The sequence below is a fragment of the Brevibacillus massiliensis genome, from assembly GCF_000311785.1.
Lineage (GTDB): Bacteria > Bacillota > Bacilli > Brevibacillales > Brevibacillaceae > Brevibacillus_C > Brevibacillus_C massiliensis.
Genome location: NZ_HE978547.1, coordinates 93,846 through 106,864 on the forward strand (window position 1 = coordinate 93,846; position 13,019 = coordinate 106,864).

Here is a 13,019-nt window from a genome sequence, read left to right on the forward strand (position 1 = left end):
TTACAAAAAGTAGAAAAAGACGCTTGCGGTATTGTTTAAACTGTGCAGTATCACTGAACCCCAGATCGATTGAAAGCGATGCCTGATGATTCCCAGCGCCAGACCAATTGCGAACAGCGGCGGAAACAGCGCTACATCGACATGCACGAGTGCAAACCAGAAGCTGGAGAGCAAAATGCCCCAGACAGCGCCCCAGCGCCTTACCAAGTACGTCTGAATGATGCCGCGAAAAAAAATCTCCTCGGCAAAAGGCACGGCCACGCCGATGATCACAAAAGGCAGCAGCGCGGTCATCCAGTTGTTCGCCTTGGCTTGGGCGATCTCGCCCTGGATCCCTTCCTCCCGCTCGGATGTCAGCGCAAGGTTAAACAAGTCGGCAATCGGCTTTGTCAAAACCAGGTCGAGAAAAAGCAGTATACATACAAAGACGACGATGACGGTAAGCAGCATGCGTCCCGGTTTGGGCACCCGCGTCAGTCCCAGTGCCGCTTTCCGCCGGTAAAACATGCATCCGGCGATCAACAGAATAAACCACTGCAGCGAAGCTGATTCTATCAGGCTCCCGACCGTTCCTTGCTGAAACAGCGGATAACTGTAAGAAAAGGCGTAGAAGAGCAGCATCAAGTTGTTTAGAATCTGCAGCCAGGCGATCGCATGCAGCACATCCATCCCGGTAACAACAGGCAGCCCGATTCCCCAGCCGAGCCGGGATCGATCGTAGAGGAAGGCGGCGACAAAACCGATGCCGAGCAGGAGACTAAAGAGGATCGTTCCCATCAAGAAAAGGCTGATCCACGGCGTCGGCTCCGCTTCCGTCGCAGCCACCCACCTCCCGTTTTCATCCAGAGAGAAGCGGATCGTCGCGAATTGACAGAAGATCTGCAGAAAGTAGCAGATGCTGAGAAGCACCGCCCACGTCTTCGATTTTTTCAAGCGGGCCTTTTGCTCGGGAAAAAAACCTGATTCAAGTAACATGTGCTACACTCCTACTCTAAATCTATGTTTCTTCGTCCCAAATATTAAAAAAAACTTCTATCGAAGCCCTCTCGAAGAAGCTGCTCCTTCTTTAGCGGTTGTCTTTACCGAAGCCTATGCCAGATGCGGAGGCAGAGACTTCGTTATGCCGATAGGAACGTTAACCTTTCCCATGCGGAAAAAAAGACAGGACAATCCTGTCTTTTTCTTCTCTATAATTCTCGCCGTCCTTCCAGCGCTTTAGTCAGGGTAACTTCATCGGCGTATTCAAGGTCTCCGCCGACCGGCAAACCGTGGGCGATCCTGGTCACCCGGATTCCGGATGGCTTGATTAACCGGGAAATGTACATGGCGGTCGCTTCTCCCTCGATATTGGGATTGGTAGCGAGAATGACCTCCTTCACCTGCTCATCCCCCAGCCGCTTCAACAAATCCGGAATCCGGATATCCTCCGGCCCGATGCCGTCGATCGGCGATATCGCGCCGTGAAGCACATGGTAATAGCCCTCAAACTCGCGGGTTTTTTCCATTGCGACGACGTCTTTTGGATCCTGCACCACGCAAATCACCGATCCGTCACGCCGCTTGTCCCGGCATATGTGACACGGATCGACATCCGTGATGTTGTTGCAAACAGAACAGTAATGAAGCTGGCGTTTCGCGTTGACCAGGGCCTTGGCCAAATCAAGCACGTCATCTTCTTTCATGCTCAGTACAAAAAACGCCAGGCGGCCCGCCGTTTTTGGACCGATGCCTGGCAATTTCATAAATCCTTCAATTAACTTGGATATCGGCTCAGGATAAAACATCTCTCTGTGCTCCCTTGCCTAGAACAGACCAGGTATGTTTAACCCACCGGTAAAGCGGCCCATTTCTTTGCCGACAAGTTCATCTACATTGCGCAGCGCGTCATTTACCGCCGTCAACACCAGGTCCTGCAGCATTTCCACATCGTCTGGGTCGATTGCTTCCGGCTTAATGGCGATATCGACGATTTGCTTATGGCCGTTGGCCTTGACCGTTACGACCCCGCCGCCTGCCGACCCTTCCACGATCTTTTCCTTCAGCGCCTCCTGTGTCTTTTGCATTTCCGCCTGCATCTTTTGTACCTGTTTCATCATTTGCTGCATATTTTTCATCTGTATACCCTCCTCATATGATCAATCTTTCACTTCCAACAGCTCTTCGCCGACGAGCTTTAACGCCTCGGCGATGAACGGATCTTCTTGCTTGCCCGTATCCTGTTTCCCCGCGCTGGCCGCCTCCGCTTCCTGCCACTGCTCTTCCATGACAGAAAGCAGCTGCAGCGGAGTGCCGCACACTTCGCGAATGATGCGTTCCACGATCCCCTTTAACTCCGGCTCCATCGTCTTTTCGCAGTGAATGGAGCTCTTGAAGGTAACGACCATTACCTCGCTGCTGGCCGCTGCCGGTTGGCCGCTGACCAACCAGGCGTGGTGCTGAATTTTGACTTTTTTCAACTCGGCCAAAATCTGCCCCCACATACCGCGAACGCGCTGGGTAAGCGCGACGTCGACCTGACGCGCGATTTCCCGCAGCTTGCCGATTTGCACCATCGGCCGTCCAGCCGCGGATGCGGCCTGCCGGCGGGCAGGCGGACGCCCTTCCTCTTGGGGGCGGGCTCCGGTGACGTTCTGCTGCACTCCCCGGGCCAGCTTTTCCTCCAGGCTGCGGATCCGCTGCTCCAGCCTGACGAGATCCTCTGCAGATGTGGCCCGAGCCGGAGCAGCCTCAGCCTGTGTACCAGACGCGCCGCTGCCCGCGATCTGACACAGCTTCACCAGTGTCAATTCCGTCAGCACCCGGGCGTACGTAGACCATTTCAACTGCGACAAGGACTGGTTCAAGGATTCGATGACCGGATATAAAACCGGCAGTTCGTATCGCTCCGCCACCTGGGCAAATTCCTCGTCAATCAACGTCCGCTCCACGATCTCCTGAAGCCTTGGCGCTGTCTTCAACAGCAGCATATCGCGATAATAGTATAAGAAATCGTGCAAAAACTGTTCGGGGTCTTTACCCTGTACCATGATCTGGTCAAACTGTTCCATCACCGCGGTGACATTGCCCTCGATAATGAATTTGGCAAGCGTTGAAAAATACGTTTGCGAGACCGCACCGGTAATTTGCAAAATATCTGCCGCTTTAACCGCCCCGCCGCCAAAGCTGATCGCCTGATCGAGCAGACTGAGCGCATCGCGCATTCCGCCCTCGGCCACTTTGGCTACAAGCTGCAGCGCCTGATCCTCGGCCTCTACTTGCTGGGCCTCGCAAATCTGGCGCAAACGGCCGACGATCTCGCCCAGCGGGATGCGGTGAAAATCGAAGCGCTGGCAGCGGGAGATAATCGTTGCCGGCAGCTTGTGCGGTTCTGTCGTCGCCAAGATAAACAAGACGTGCGGGGGCGGTTCCTCCAACGTTTTTAACAGGGCGTTAAATGCCTCCGTGGTCAGCATATGCACTTCATCGATAATATACACCTTATACGAGACATCGCTTGGAGCAAACTTCACTCTTTCGCGGATATCGCGGATCTCTTCCACCCCGCGGTTGGAAGCGGCGTCTATCTCCAGTACGTCCGTAACCAATCCGGAAGAAATCGCCTCACATGACTTGCACCGGTTACATGGTTCACCCTCTACAGGCTGCTGGCAGTTGACAGCCTTGGCCATGATTTTCGCGGCACTGGTCTTCCCCGTCCCCCGCGGGCCGTTGAACAAATACGCATGGGAAAGGCGTCCCTCGCGTACTGCGTTGCGCAGCGCCCTGGTGACGTGAGCCTGTCCGACGATATCGCCAAAGGTTTGTGGTCTCCATACGCGATACAGCGCTGTGTAAGCCATCCATGCCACTCCCCATGTTCCGCACTCATTTAATCCTGTCTATTATACTACATTGCCGGGCGCTTTTCCAAAATCAATCCGCGGGCGTAAAAAAAGCCCCCCTTGCTTGGCAGCAGGGGCAGCATCAGATATACGGCAGCAAAATGTGAAAGCTTGTACCATACCCTTTTGAAGATACTCGAATTTGACCTCCCAAATCGTGGATGATCTTTTGACAGACAGATAAGCCCAACCCTGTTCCCTCTTCTTTCGTCGTAAAAAATGGATCAAAAATCTTGTCGATTACGTACGCCGGAATCCCTGGACCTGTGTCGTGAATGTCAATGCTGATCTTATCCCCTTCTACGTCAAGGTGATGGGAAATGCTCAAAACCCCTTCTTTTTCCATCGCCTCAATTCCGTTCTTGCAGATATTTAAAAACACCTGCTTTAAAAGTTCGGTGTCTCCAACTACCATCGGCAGCTGGCCCGCAGGCAAGTACTGGACATCGATTCCATGCAACAGCGCTTCACTGTTTACGATCGGCAATATTTCTTCAAATACGGTGTTCAAATCTACGATCTGGTACTGGACATCGCGTTGTTTGCTCAGCAGAAGAAACTCGCTGACAAGCGAATTGATGCGGTTGATCTCCGTCAGCATAATCTCCGTATAGGTTCGCTCCCGCTCCATGCCGCTTTCCCCAAAGGACTGCAGAAACAACTGTAAAAATCCTTTGATGGAGGTAAGCGGATTGCGGATTTCATGAGCCGTCCCGGCGGCGATCTGGCCGATCATGGCCAGGCGGTCGCTCCGCTCGATTTTCTGTTCAAAAGAACGCAAATTGGTAACATCCTTAAACAAGACGTAAGCGCCTACAATGCGGCCCGCTTCATCGTGCAGGGTATTGGAATTGACCAACAGTTCGTACCGCTGGCTGTTGTTTGTCCAAGACATCGCTTTATTCTGCAGCTTTATTCCTTTAAGCAGCTCCCGCTTAATCAGTCGATGTTCCTCAGGGATGCCTTCAAACGCTTTGTCGATGTGCTGGTTCAATACATGGAACCGCTCCACTCCCAGCAGCCTGCAGGCCATCTGGCTGATTTCGATGATTTTCGCCGCTCGATCAAGCACAACGATACCCAGGTAAATGTCGGACGCCAATTGTGTAACCAATCGCTGTGGGAGGGAATCATTTGAATCTTTCGCCAAATTAACCAAATGGACGAGGTAAAGCGGGTCCTCCGCATCCTGCACCAACACCATCACATTGGTCCTGCCTGTCTTGCCCGACTTGTCAAGCCATTCTACCTCCGCAGGCGATTCCCACAGGTCCTCCTTGTTCGTCCACTCACGGTACAGTTGTTCCATCGTTCCTTGACAGGGAATAATCACATTTATGTGGTGACCGACGATCTCCTGGCGGGTGTAGCCCGTTACACGCAAGAGCGCTTCATTGCATTCGATGATGCGACCAGATTGGTCAGATAAGAGAACGGCATAAGGAAGTTGTTGCATGAACTGTTCCATTTTTCTAAATGAGCCAAAAAGATTAAATGAAAATTTCGTCTTCACCCAGCTGCCCCCCCTCACCCTCTGCGTCTAAATAGAGAGACACATTTTCCCTATTCGTCAGAGGATAAAGATGACCTGCTGTAAGTATTCGCTTTTATGAAAAAACCTTTCGCTATTCATCGACAAAAAATAACAAAAAAGTGATGAACTGTCGTGGAACAGAACATCACTTCATGCTGTCTATGTAGGATGCCGTGCACCTATCTTCGATAATACTTATCCAAGCGTTACTTATGAAGTCGGCTCAAACCAGGCACCCCTGCGGCACACGCGAAATTCCACTTATGGCTGCTTCCTTCCGGACCTGACCAGGTTCATGGGTTCACGTTGCGCAGGACCCAATCTTCAACGCCGCCTGTCATAAGGCAGCCTCACATAAGCATACCTCTAATAGGAATTCAATCCTGCTATTGCGGATTGCAGGTTACAGGGCACCGCAACCTCCCCATCTAGCACGGCAAAATTTATAACCGTTGTAAGACAACCACAGTTAAAGGGTTGCTAAGTAAGCATAACACATTAAAACGTAAAACTGCAAGGGACAAACCCCACCAGTTCCGGTAAACTTGACCTTTCCCCTTCCCTGCTACCGCGCAATGACCGGCAAAAGAATGGCCGAGGGGTATTCGGGATCGTGGTAGACAGTCTGCTCTGCAACCAGCATTTTTTCTGTTTGCCCCAATGGAGCCCCCGTATTCAAGTTGCGGTCATACTTGGGGAAGGCGCTGGAGGAGACTTCCACACGGATGCTGTGCCCTTTTAAAAACACATGGGAAGTGTTCCAGCAGTCAACCTCATACCGGTAGATGTTTCCCGGTTCGATCAGTGACGGGTTCTCCAGCCCCTCCCGAAACCTCGCCCTGACCATTCCATCGGTCAGTCTTTGGGCAAAGCCGTTTTCCCAGACGTCCAAGAGCTTTACCGTAAAGTCGGTATCAGTCGCACTGGAGGAAGCGAACAGCTCCATCTTGATCGGTCCGGTCACTTCCACATCTTCTGTCAACGGCTCTGTGGTGTATACCAGCACGTCGTCACGCTGCTCAATCACCGAGTAATCATCCGGGCCGCCGATCTGTGAGGATGTCGCCTCCGTAATAAACGGCACCGGATCCCTGGGATCATATAAAAACTGGTCCCATCCCGCTTCCTCTACTCCGGCGGCATGGGGAGGCTGCGGCGACAGCCAGCCATCTCCAAAGCGGCTGTTGGCCCGCCCCAGGCTGTGCAAGTAATATTTGGTCCAGTTCGTCCTGGCGAGCGGCCATTCCTGTTCGTCACGCCATTTATTTTCGCCCATGACGAACAAACGAACCGGCGGCTCCTGCATGATTCCGTTTTCCACCCCTTTCAGCCAGTAATCAAACCAGCGCAGTTGATACCCTTTTAAATCGATAACGGAATCCGGGCCGAAATCCAGCTCGCCTAGTTTGGAGGATGCATTGATCTGATGCGGCCAGGGACCCATCAGCAGCTTTTGGTTCCGTCTGGCCTGCTCGCTGGCTGCCCGCTGGGTCATGCCCATGTAATTCAACGGAGTACCGACCTGTTCATCGTCATACCATCCGGAGATGTGCAGGACCGGGAGATCGATTTGGTCAAATCTGGTTTGATAACAAATCTCCTTCCACCAGTCGTCCAAATAGGGATGCTCCATCTCTTCCTTCCAAGCCGTTAAACGGCGCCCGGTCAGCTCATCCATAGTGGCGAGAGGCAAATGCCAATAAATTGATTCCCAATCGACAACATCCACATTTTGCATCACCCTGCCGCTCGTCATGTACAGCCAGCACAAATGATGGGGAGTAGGTACACCGGTTGGCCACTCGACGAACGGGTCTGAAGGGGAAACCGAACAGATCATCGTCTTCAGATGAGGCGGCTGCGTCAATGCCGTAAGCCACTGGATCCGCCCCAGATACGATCCTCCCATCGTTCCGACATCACCTGTGCACCACGGCTGTGCGGCTGCCCATTCAATACTGTCGTACCCGTCTGCCGCTTCGTTGCGATACGGCACGAATTCTCCGTCTGAATCTCCCCGCCCCCGCACGTCCATGCAGACGACCGCGTAGCCGTGCGAAGCGTAGTGGGTTCCGTTCTGATGAATCTCTTTTGTCGTCTTGATGTAAGGTGTCCGAACGACAATCGCCGGATAGCGCCCCGGTGTTCTCGGGCGATAAATATCGGCAGACAGCGTGATCCCGTCCCGCATCGGAACGCGGACATCGCGCTCTATCCATAGATCCAATCCCTCTGCCATACTTTTCCCTCCCGTCCGTGTCTGTCTTTTCTGGAAAAACTCTTCTGAAAATATTTGCTAATATTCTCCAATGATTCTAAAGTTCCTGTTTTCTTTACCAGGGAATTTCAGGCGTTGTCATGCTGCCGCAAAACATCAATAAAGTTTTGCGCAGCTTTTGACAAATAGTGATCTTTTAGCCAGATACACCCAGACCTTCCGTGCAGGGCAGTATCAGCGGGCAGTGTTTCATTTGCTCATCGCTTATTTTATTGGAAGCCAATTGGAATTTACTTGAGGTAATGAAGCAAAAAGGCTCGGTCGCCCGATGTGCCTAAGCGCCATCTATTTGTCCAACCTGAAAGAAGTATATTACGCCTACACGGCAGAGGAAGAGGCGGCAACCGGGCTTGGCACCCGGTACTTTTACGATCAATTGGCGCTTCCCAAGCACCAGCGCGACATCCAGTTAAAACATGTCAAAACGGACGCAAAGGGCAGGGACCCCTTTACAGTGTGGAAGAGCTGAACAGGTAATACCCTTTTGTGTCGAAAAATATCCTCTTCGCCGCAAATGCGACGAAGAGGATGGCTGTTTTACAAGGGGCAAATTAAAAGAGATCGTCCTCCTCGAAGCCGTGAACAGGCTTTCTGATGCTGTTCGCCGATTTCGGAATATCGTCGTAAACTTTGGTGTCCACGTTTTCAATGGAGCCGTCGGCCAGCGATTTTAGGATCTCGTAAACCGGCACTGTTACTGTTTGCTTAAACATGCCATTTTGCTTCTGCCCCAGGGTTTGGGTCTGCCCTTTTACTTCGATCAGCATGATCGCTGTATCATTTAACGCGAATGCGCCCAGGGCGGTTCCAGGCAGGTTGACATCCGGGTATTTTTGAATCGCGCCAAAGGAAGAGGAACCTTTTTGAATCGCTTGGTAGCCAACCGCATTGACCTGCTTGGCCAACTTCAGTACATCCGGATCCACTTAATACTGTTTGCCGGTAAACGGATCCGTGTACGGATCGGCCACTACCGCTGCCACCTGGATGGAAACGGAACGGCTGTCTTCTTCGGACAATCGGTTGAACCCGCGGTGATGGAGATCGAGATAGACATCCGGACGAAGCTCCTTAAATACCTTGGTAACCGCTCTCGCTTCAGGAGTTACAAACAAACCTCCCACGTTGCTGTTATTGTCGCGGGAATTTAGGAATGAAGCAATCGTCTCTGGATCAAAATCCTCTACCTTGAAATCCAAATTGGGGTTGTAATCCCTGTTTTGATCAAAACCGGGAATGCCGTATACCACCCAGCCATTGTTGTTCTGAGCTCTTTCGCTGCCATCGCTGTTATAGTACCAAGGCGCTTTTGTTCCCTCAGGCAGCCCGAATGAAACAGGGTCCCAGGTTTGATGTGTATATCTGGTCGGATACTGCTTGCCTTCGTATTGATTCATCGTACCATCCGGATTGATCCGCGGCATAAACCAGATGGTGACCTCGTCCAGTATCTTGCTCACCTCATTGCCGCCTGTGGACAGCTTCTGCATGAGTTCCACAACCGCTTCCGTTGTGAGAGGTTCGTTGCCGTGAATCTGGCTGGTAATAAGCACACGCTTCTTCTTCGGGTCATTTTCTCCAAATTTTTCCACATAGAGGGGATATCCGTCATTAGACGTACCTGCAACTTCAAGTGTCATTTTTCCCTTTGAGGCATGTTCGATTTTCTGCAGTTCTTTGTACAGTTGTTCATTTGTCATAAAGCTTGAAAAGGAGAGATTCTGCTCATCTTGAACCCAGGGTCCATTCGGAGTCGTTTGCGGCTCTGCAAAGACAACTGACGCGGAAAGATGCGAGAAGAGTTGCGGAGAGCAGTGCATGTGTTTTTTTCACCCGAATTACCTCCCATGATTGAAGTAGTTGTGCCTGAGGTCTATGTATATGAATCATTATAGTATGGAGATAATTGATAGAATAGTGATAATAGTCTTATAATTTGTCGTGACTACCCGCCCATTGAAAAGATAAACCCCCTCCAGGGAACTGTCCGGTCTCTTATGACCGTCTCACTGGAGGGGATTGTATCGGCTGTCAGCTGTCAGCGGAATCCCGTTACAGGGTTTCCTGCAGTTTTTTCAGCTTTGCCATCAAGGCATTGGCTGAAATGTACGGTGAGCCTGCATTGACGCGATGATAAACGTAATCATCGAGATTGTTTAAGCCTTCTGTTGTTGCAAACGTTTTTTCGATTCCCAACTCTTTGCTGATATCTATGACCGTCTGATTGTAAGCTCCATATGGAAAAGCCAACAAATGAGGTTGTTCGCCCAACTCTTCCTGCAGGCGCTTTTCGGCAAGCGACAAGTCTGTCTTTATCCTGTTTTTATACTCTTCGTTTGTTTCCGCCGAAGACCGGTCCTTTACGTACAGATGGTATGCCAGCATAGGCTTTTTCGTACCGCCTTGATCCACTTCGGCCAGTTTGTGCTGATCGTATGTATGAGAATAAAAACTCATTCCGTTCTGCTTCATCTCTCGCATTTCATCCCATGTCAGATGCGGGATCGCTTGCGGTGACGGGTGGTCGGTCGAATCAACGACGATAAAGTTCGTAGCTACCATATTGTATTCTTTTAACAACGGGTAAGCATACTTGTAAAAACTCTCATACCCGTCGTCAAACGTAATCAGTACGGACTTTTTGGGCAGATTTTTTTTGATCCGGCTAAAGCTGAGGACTTTGTCCATGCTTACGACATTATACCCATTGTCGTGCAAGGCCTGCAGGTGGCTTTTAAATTGCTCTGGTGTAATGGTGGCATCGGATGTTTTCGGATCAATATGATGGTACATCAACACGATAAGCTGGCTGTCAGCATTCGTTTTTTTCTCTCCGCTGAAACCTACTGTGAGAAAATACACGAGTACAATGGCTAGTATTGCTGTCACAGTAATTGAAATAGGTCTTTGTAAGTAACTTTTCATACTTTTTCTACTGGTTAAACAGTACGTTACCCTCCCGGTTACACATATCGTTACGCATCCGAATGCTTGTCCTGTTTTTGCCCCCTCCCAAAGGACCTAAATCAAACCAAATCCTTGGTCCTTGCATTCGCTACTACCAGTTATAACGAAAATAGTCCTGCTTTCGTTACATCAGACTCGTCCCAAATTAAAAATAAAAAGCTGTTTTCAGCCGGCAATTCCCATTCGGTAAAATAAAATTCAGCGGGGGTGAGCTTTCCTTCTCTCCCCTGCCTTTTTGAACGTCAGTCCGCACATCCCTATTTCATCGTCCACGATAAGGAACGTCTCTTTTTCCATTGGATAACCAACCTTCTTTCCACATACGAATTTACCGCAAATACGATATGTGCCAGCAGAACAGCAGACAATGCGTCGAGCACCACATGCTGCTTGACGAGCAGCGTCGATAAGATGATCAGGCTGCCTGAACCATTAATCGTGATCAGATTGTACTTGTTTTTTATCGCACTGCTGTTAATGGCGCTCATCATCAAAAAACTCGTAAAACAGTGAATGCTGGGGAAACAGTTGTATGGTTGATCGATGCTGTAGACAAACATGACCAAGCGGCTCAGCCAATCCCCTTCAGATAAGGACGGCCGCTGCACCGTCGTTTGGAAAAAGAAGTATACGACATAGCAGACACATAAGCCGATCAACAGGGAAATGAGTGTCTTGTAGTACAACCTGGGCTCCTTCACAAAAAAATAGCATAGCGTGAGGAAAATAAACGCGTACCATCCCAAGTATGGAATGATAAATCCTTTTACAAAAGGAATCATGTGATCCAGATCGGTAACGAGACTGTTTACTCCCCGATTGTCGTTATTCAAGAGGAGATAAAACAGATTGAAGATCGGTATAAGTATCATCCAGCATAACGGCAGCCATTTTTGGACTCTCTTCATCAAGTTTCACCTTTCGTCTTGTTTGGATAGGTTCATCTCAGAAAAATCCTGTTAACGGCAGTTTCATCGTCGTCTGCCTCTTATCTTCTATTTAACATTTCTGTTACAATGAGTAAATGAGCCCGCATAAGCGAGTACAGCGTGCTTAAACGCGCAAAATCACATGATCGCAATACTTGCAACATTCATGTTAGGATGTCAATTCATTACGAAAGAGTGGAAAGCTCAATCATGAACAGTAGTATTGATGCAGTATCCCAACAGCGACCTGTGCGAACAAGCCGGGTATTGATGGCTGTTGTATTGGGCGCGCTCTCTGCCTTTGGGCCGCTCTCCCTTGACATGTACTTGCCTTCCTTGCCCGCGTTGGCCACCGATCTGCACACCAGCACCTCTTCGGCCCAGTTCAGCTTGACGGCCTGCCTGCTCGGCCTTTCACTGGGACAGTTATTTGCCGGCCCGCTAAGCGATGTTCGCGGGCGGCGCCTGCCGCTCGTCATCGGACTGGTCGTCTACGCAGCCACCTCGCTGCTGTGTGCATTTGCTCCCTCCATTTGGGCGCTGCTGCTGCTTCGCTTCTTGCAGGGAGCAGCCGGTTCCGCCGGTATCGTCATCTCCCGCGCCATTGTCAGGGATTTGTACTCCGGCACAGAACTGACGAAGTTTTTTTCGCTGTTGATGCTGGTTAATGGCGCTGCCCCCATCCTTGCTCCGATCATCGGCGGGCAGCTTATGCGGGTCACATCCTGGCAGGGGGTATTCGTTGTCCTCAGTTTGGTGGGGATTGCCATGCTCCTCGTGGTCTTGTTCCGCTTGCCTGAGACTCTTCCGGCTGAACGCCGGTCCAAGGGCGGCATCAAAAATACGCTCGCCACTTTTCGCGGTCTGCTCGGCGACCGGATCTTTATGAGTTATGCATTAGCCCAGGGATTTGTAGTAGCTGCCATGTTTGCCTATATATCTGGCTCGCCATTTGTCCTGCAGGAGATTTTCGGTGTCTCTCCGCAGATGTTCAGCTTGTTTTTTGCCATCAACGGTCTGGGGATTATCATTGCCAGCCAGATCACTGGCAGATTGGCAGGACGGATGAACGAGACCAAACTGCTCATCAGCGGACTCACCTTGGCTGCGTTTGGCGGTATTGCCCTGCTTGTGGTGATCCTGATTCACGCAGGGCTCTACGCTATCTTATTCTCCCTGTTCATTGTCGTGTCTAGTGTCGGAATTGTAACGACCACAGGATTTTCCCTGGCCATGCAAAATCAAGGCCGTTCGGCAGGGAGTGCCTCGGCGCTGCTCGGGGTCTTGTCGTTTATCTTTGGCGGCTTGGTGGCCCCGCTCGTTGGTCTGGGCGGCAGCGAGACTGCTGTTCCGATGGGGATCGTCATCGCTTCTGCGGAAATTTGCTCCATCCTGTGCTTTTTCACCCTGGGGCGGCGCAGATAACTAGA

12 protein-coding genes and 1 other RNA gene are annotated in these 13,019 nt (G+C 50.8%); 2 read left to right on the top strand and 11 right to left on the bottom strand.

Annotated elements, in window-relative coordinates; genetic code table 11:
• From HGBM_RS21680 to HGBM_RS21705, 7 genes are all read right to left on the bottom strand, one after another.
• Nucleotides 1–975 (bottom strand): type II CAAX endopeptidase family protein, encoded by a 975-nt coding sequence (locus tag HGBM_RS21680; protein ID WP_019123193.1) that lies wholly within the window; start codon nt 973–975, stop codon nt 1–3.
• A gap of 212 nt (nt 976–1,187) precedes the next feature.
• Complete coding sequence (gene recR, locus HGBM_RS21685; RefSeq protein WP_019123194.1) at nt 1,188–1,784, bottom strand: recombination mediator RecR; 597 nt, start codon at nt 1,782–1,784, stop codon at nt 1,188–1,190.
• A gap of 18 nt (nt 1,785–1,802) precedes the next feature.
• Nucleotides 1,803–2,114 carry a YbaB/EbfC family nucleoid-associated protein gene (locus HGBM_RS21690; RefSeq protein ID WP_019123195.1) on the bottom strand — a complete coding sequence of 104 codons (312 nt, stop codon included), beginning with the start codon at nt 2,112–2,114 and terminating at the stop codon, nt 1,803–1,805.
• A gap of 21 nt (nt 2,115–2,135) precedes the next feature.
• A complete protein-coding gene (dnaX, locus tag HGBM_RS21695) occupies nt 2,136–3,839 on the bottom strand; it encodes a DNA polymerase III subunit gamma/tau (RefSeq protein WP_019123196.1) in 1,704 nt (567 codons plus the stop codon).
• Between the two features lie 124 nt (nt 3,840–3,963).
• The gene (locus HGBM_RS21700; protein WP_019123197.1) at nt 3,964–5,394 is read right to left on the bottom strand and encodes a PAS domain-containing sensor histidine kinase; all 1,431 of its coding nucleotides are present in this window, start codon (nt 5,392–5,394) and stop codon (nt 3,964–3,966) included.
• A gap of 192 nt (nt 5,395–5,586) precedes the next feature.
• Nucleotides 5,587–5,852: signal recognition particle sRNA large type (ffs, locus tag HGBM_RS29870), an RNA gene on the bottom strand.
• A gap of 128 nt (nt 5,853–5,980) precedes the next feature.
• Nucleotides 5,981–7,654 carry a CocE/NonD family hydrolase gene (locus tag HGBM_RS21705; protein ID WP_019123198.1) on the bottom strand — a complete coding sequence of 558 codons (1,674 nt, stop codon included), beginning with the start codon at nt 7,652–7,654 and terminating at the stop codon, nt 5,981–5,983.
• A gap of 307 nt (nt 7,655–7,961) precedes the next feature.
• Here HGBM_RS21705 and HGBM_RS28235 point away from each other — a divergent pair, with 307 nt between their 5' ends.
• On the top strand, nt 7,962–8,162 hold the full coding sequence (locus HGBM_RS28235) for a tRNA-specific adenosine deaminase (RefSeq protein WP_019123199.1): 201 nt from the start codon (nt 7,962–7,964) through the stop codon (nt 8,160–8,162).
• Nucleotides 8,163–8,244: 82 nt separating this feature from the next.
• On the opposite strand, the gene HGBM_RS21715 is transcribed toward HGBM_RS28235, so the two are convergent.
• The 4 genes from HGBM_RS21715 to HGBM_RS21730 all read right to left on the bottom strand — a co-directional run bounded on the left by HGBM_RS21715 (nt 8,245) and on the right by HGBM_RS21730 (nt 11,568).
• Nucleotides 8,245–8,598: a hypothetical protein gene (locus HGBM_RS21715; protein WP_019123200.1), complete on the bottom strand. Its 354-nt coding sequence runs from the start codon at nt 8,596–8,598 to the stop codon at nt 8,245–8,247.
• 21 nt (nt 8,599–8,619) lie between these two features.
• Nucleotides 8,620–9,513 (bottom strand): M14 family zinc carboxypeptidase, encoded by an 894-nt coding sequence (locus HGBM_RS21720; RefSeq protein ID WP_019123201.1) that lies wholly within the window; start codon nt 9,511–9,513, stop codon nt 8,620–8,622.
• Between the two features lie 232 nt (nt 9,514–9,745).
• On the bottom strand, nt 9,746–10,618 hold the full coding sequence (locus HGBM_RS21725) for a polysaccharide deacetylase family protein (RefSeq protein WP_019123202.1): 873 nt from the start codon (nt 10,616–10,618) through the stop codon (nt 9,746–9,748).
• Between the two features lie 299 nt (nt 10,619–10,917).
• On the bottom strand, nt 10,918–11,568 hold the full coding sequence (locus HGBM_RS21730) for a phosphatase PAP2 family protein (RefSeq protein WP_019123203.1): 651 nt from the start codon (nt 11,566–11,568) through the stop codon (nt 10,918–10,920).
• Nucleotides 11,569–11,799: 231 nt separating this feature from the next.
• On the opposite strand from HGBM_RS21730, the gene HGBM_RS21735 reads away from it, so the two are divergent.
• The gene (locus HGBM_RS21735; protein ID WP_026074592.1) at nt 11,800–13,014 is read left to right on the top strand and encodes a multidrug effflux MFS transporter; all 1,215 of its coding nucleotides are present in this window, start codon (nt 11,800–11,802) and stop codon (nt 13,012–13,014) included.
• Nucleotides 13,015–13,019: the final 5 nt, after the last annotated feature.

What these genes read in the sequence shown, in the direction of transcription:
- HGBM_RS21680 (WP_019123193.1), bottom strand. Translation starts at nt 975, where the DNA reads ATGTTACTTGAATCAGGTTTTTTTCCCGAGCAAAAGGCCCGCTTGAAA.
- recR (WP_019123194.1), bottom strand. Translation starts at nt 1,784, where the DNA reads ATGTTTTATCCTGAGCCGATATCCAAGTTAATTGAAGGATTTATGAAA.
- HGBM_RS21690 (WP_019123195.1), bottom strand. Translation starts at nt 2,114, where the DNA reads ATGAAAAATATGCAGCAAATGATGAAACAGGTACAAAAGATGCAGGCG.
- dnaX (WP_019123196.1), bottom strand. Translation starts at nt 3,839, where the DNA reads ATGGCTTACACAGCGCTGTATCGCGTATGGAGACCACAAACCTTTGGC.
- HGBM_RS21705 (WP_019123198.1), bottom strand. Translation starts at nt 7,654, where the DNA reads ATGGCAGAGGGATTGGATCTATGGATAGAGCGCGATGTCCGCGTTCCG.
- HGBM_RS28235 (WP_019123199.1), top strand. Translation starts at nt 7,962, where the DNA reads ATGTGCCTAAGCGCCATCTATTTGTCCAACCTGAAAGAAGTATATTAC.
- HGBM_RS21720 (WP_019123201.1), bottom strand. Translation starts at nt 9,513, where the DNA reads ATGCACTGCTCTCCGCAACTCTTCTCGCATCTTTCCGCGTCAGTTGTC.
- HGBM_RS21725 (WP_019123202.1), bottom strand. Translation starts at nt 10,618, where the DNA reads ATGAAAAGTTACTTACAAAGACCTATTTCAATTACTGTGACAGCAATA.
- HGBM_RS21730 (WP_019123203.1), bottom strand. Translation starts at nt 11,568, where the DNA reads ATGAAGAGAGTCCAAAAATGGCTGCCGTTATGCTGGATGATACTTATA.
- HGBM_RS21735 (WP_026074592.1), top strand. Translation starts at nt 11,800, where the DNA reads ATGAACAGTAGTATTGATGCAGTATCCCAACAGCGACCTGTGCGAACA.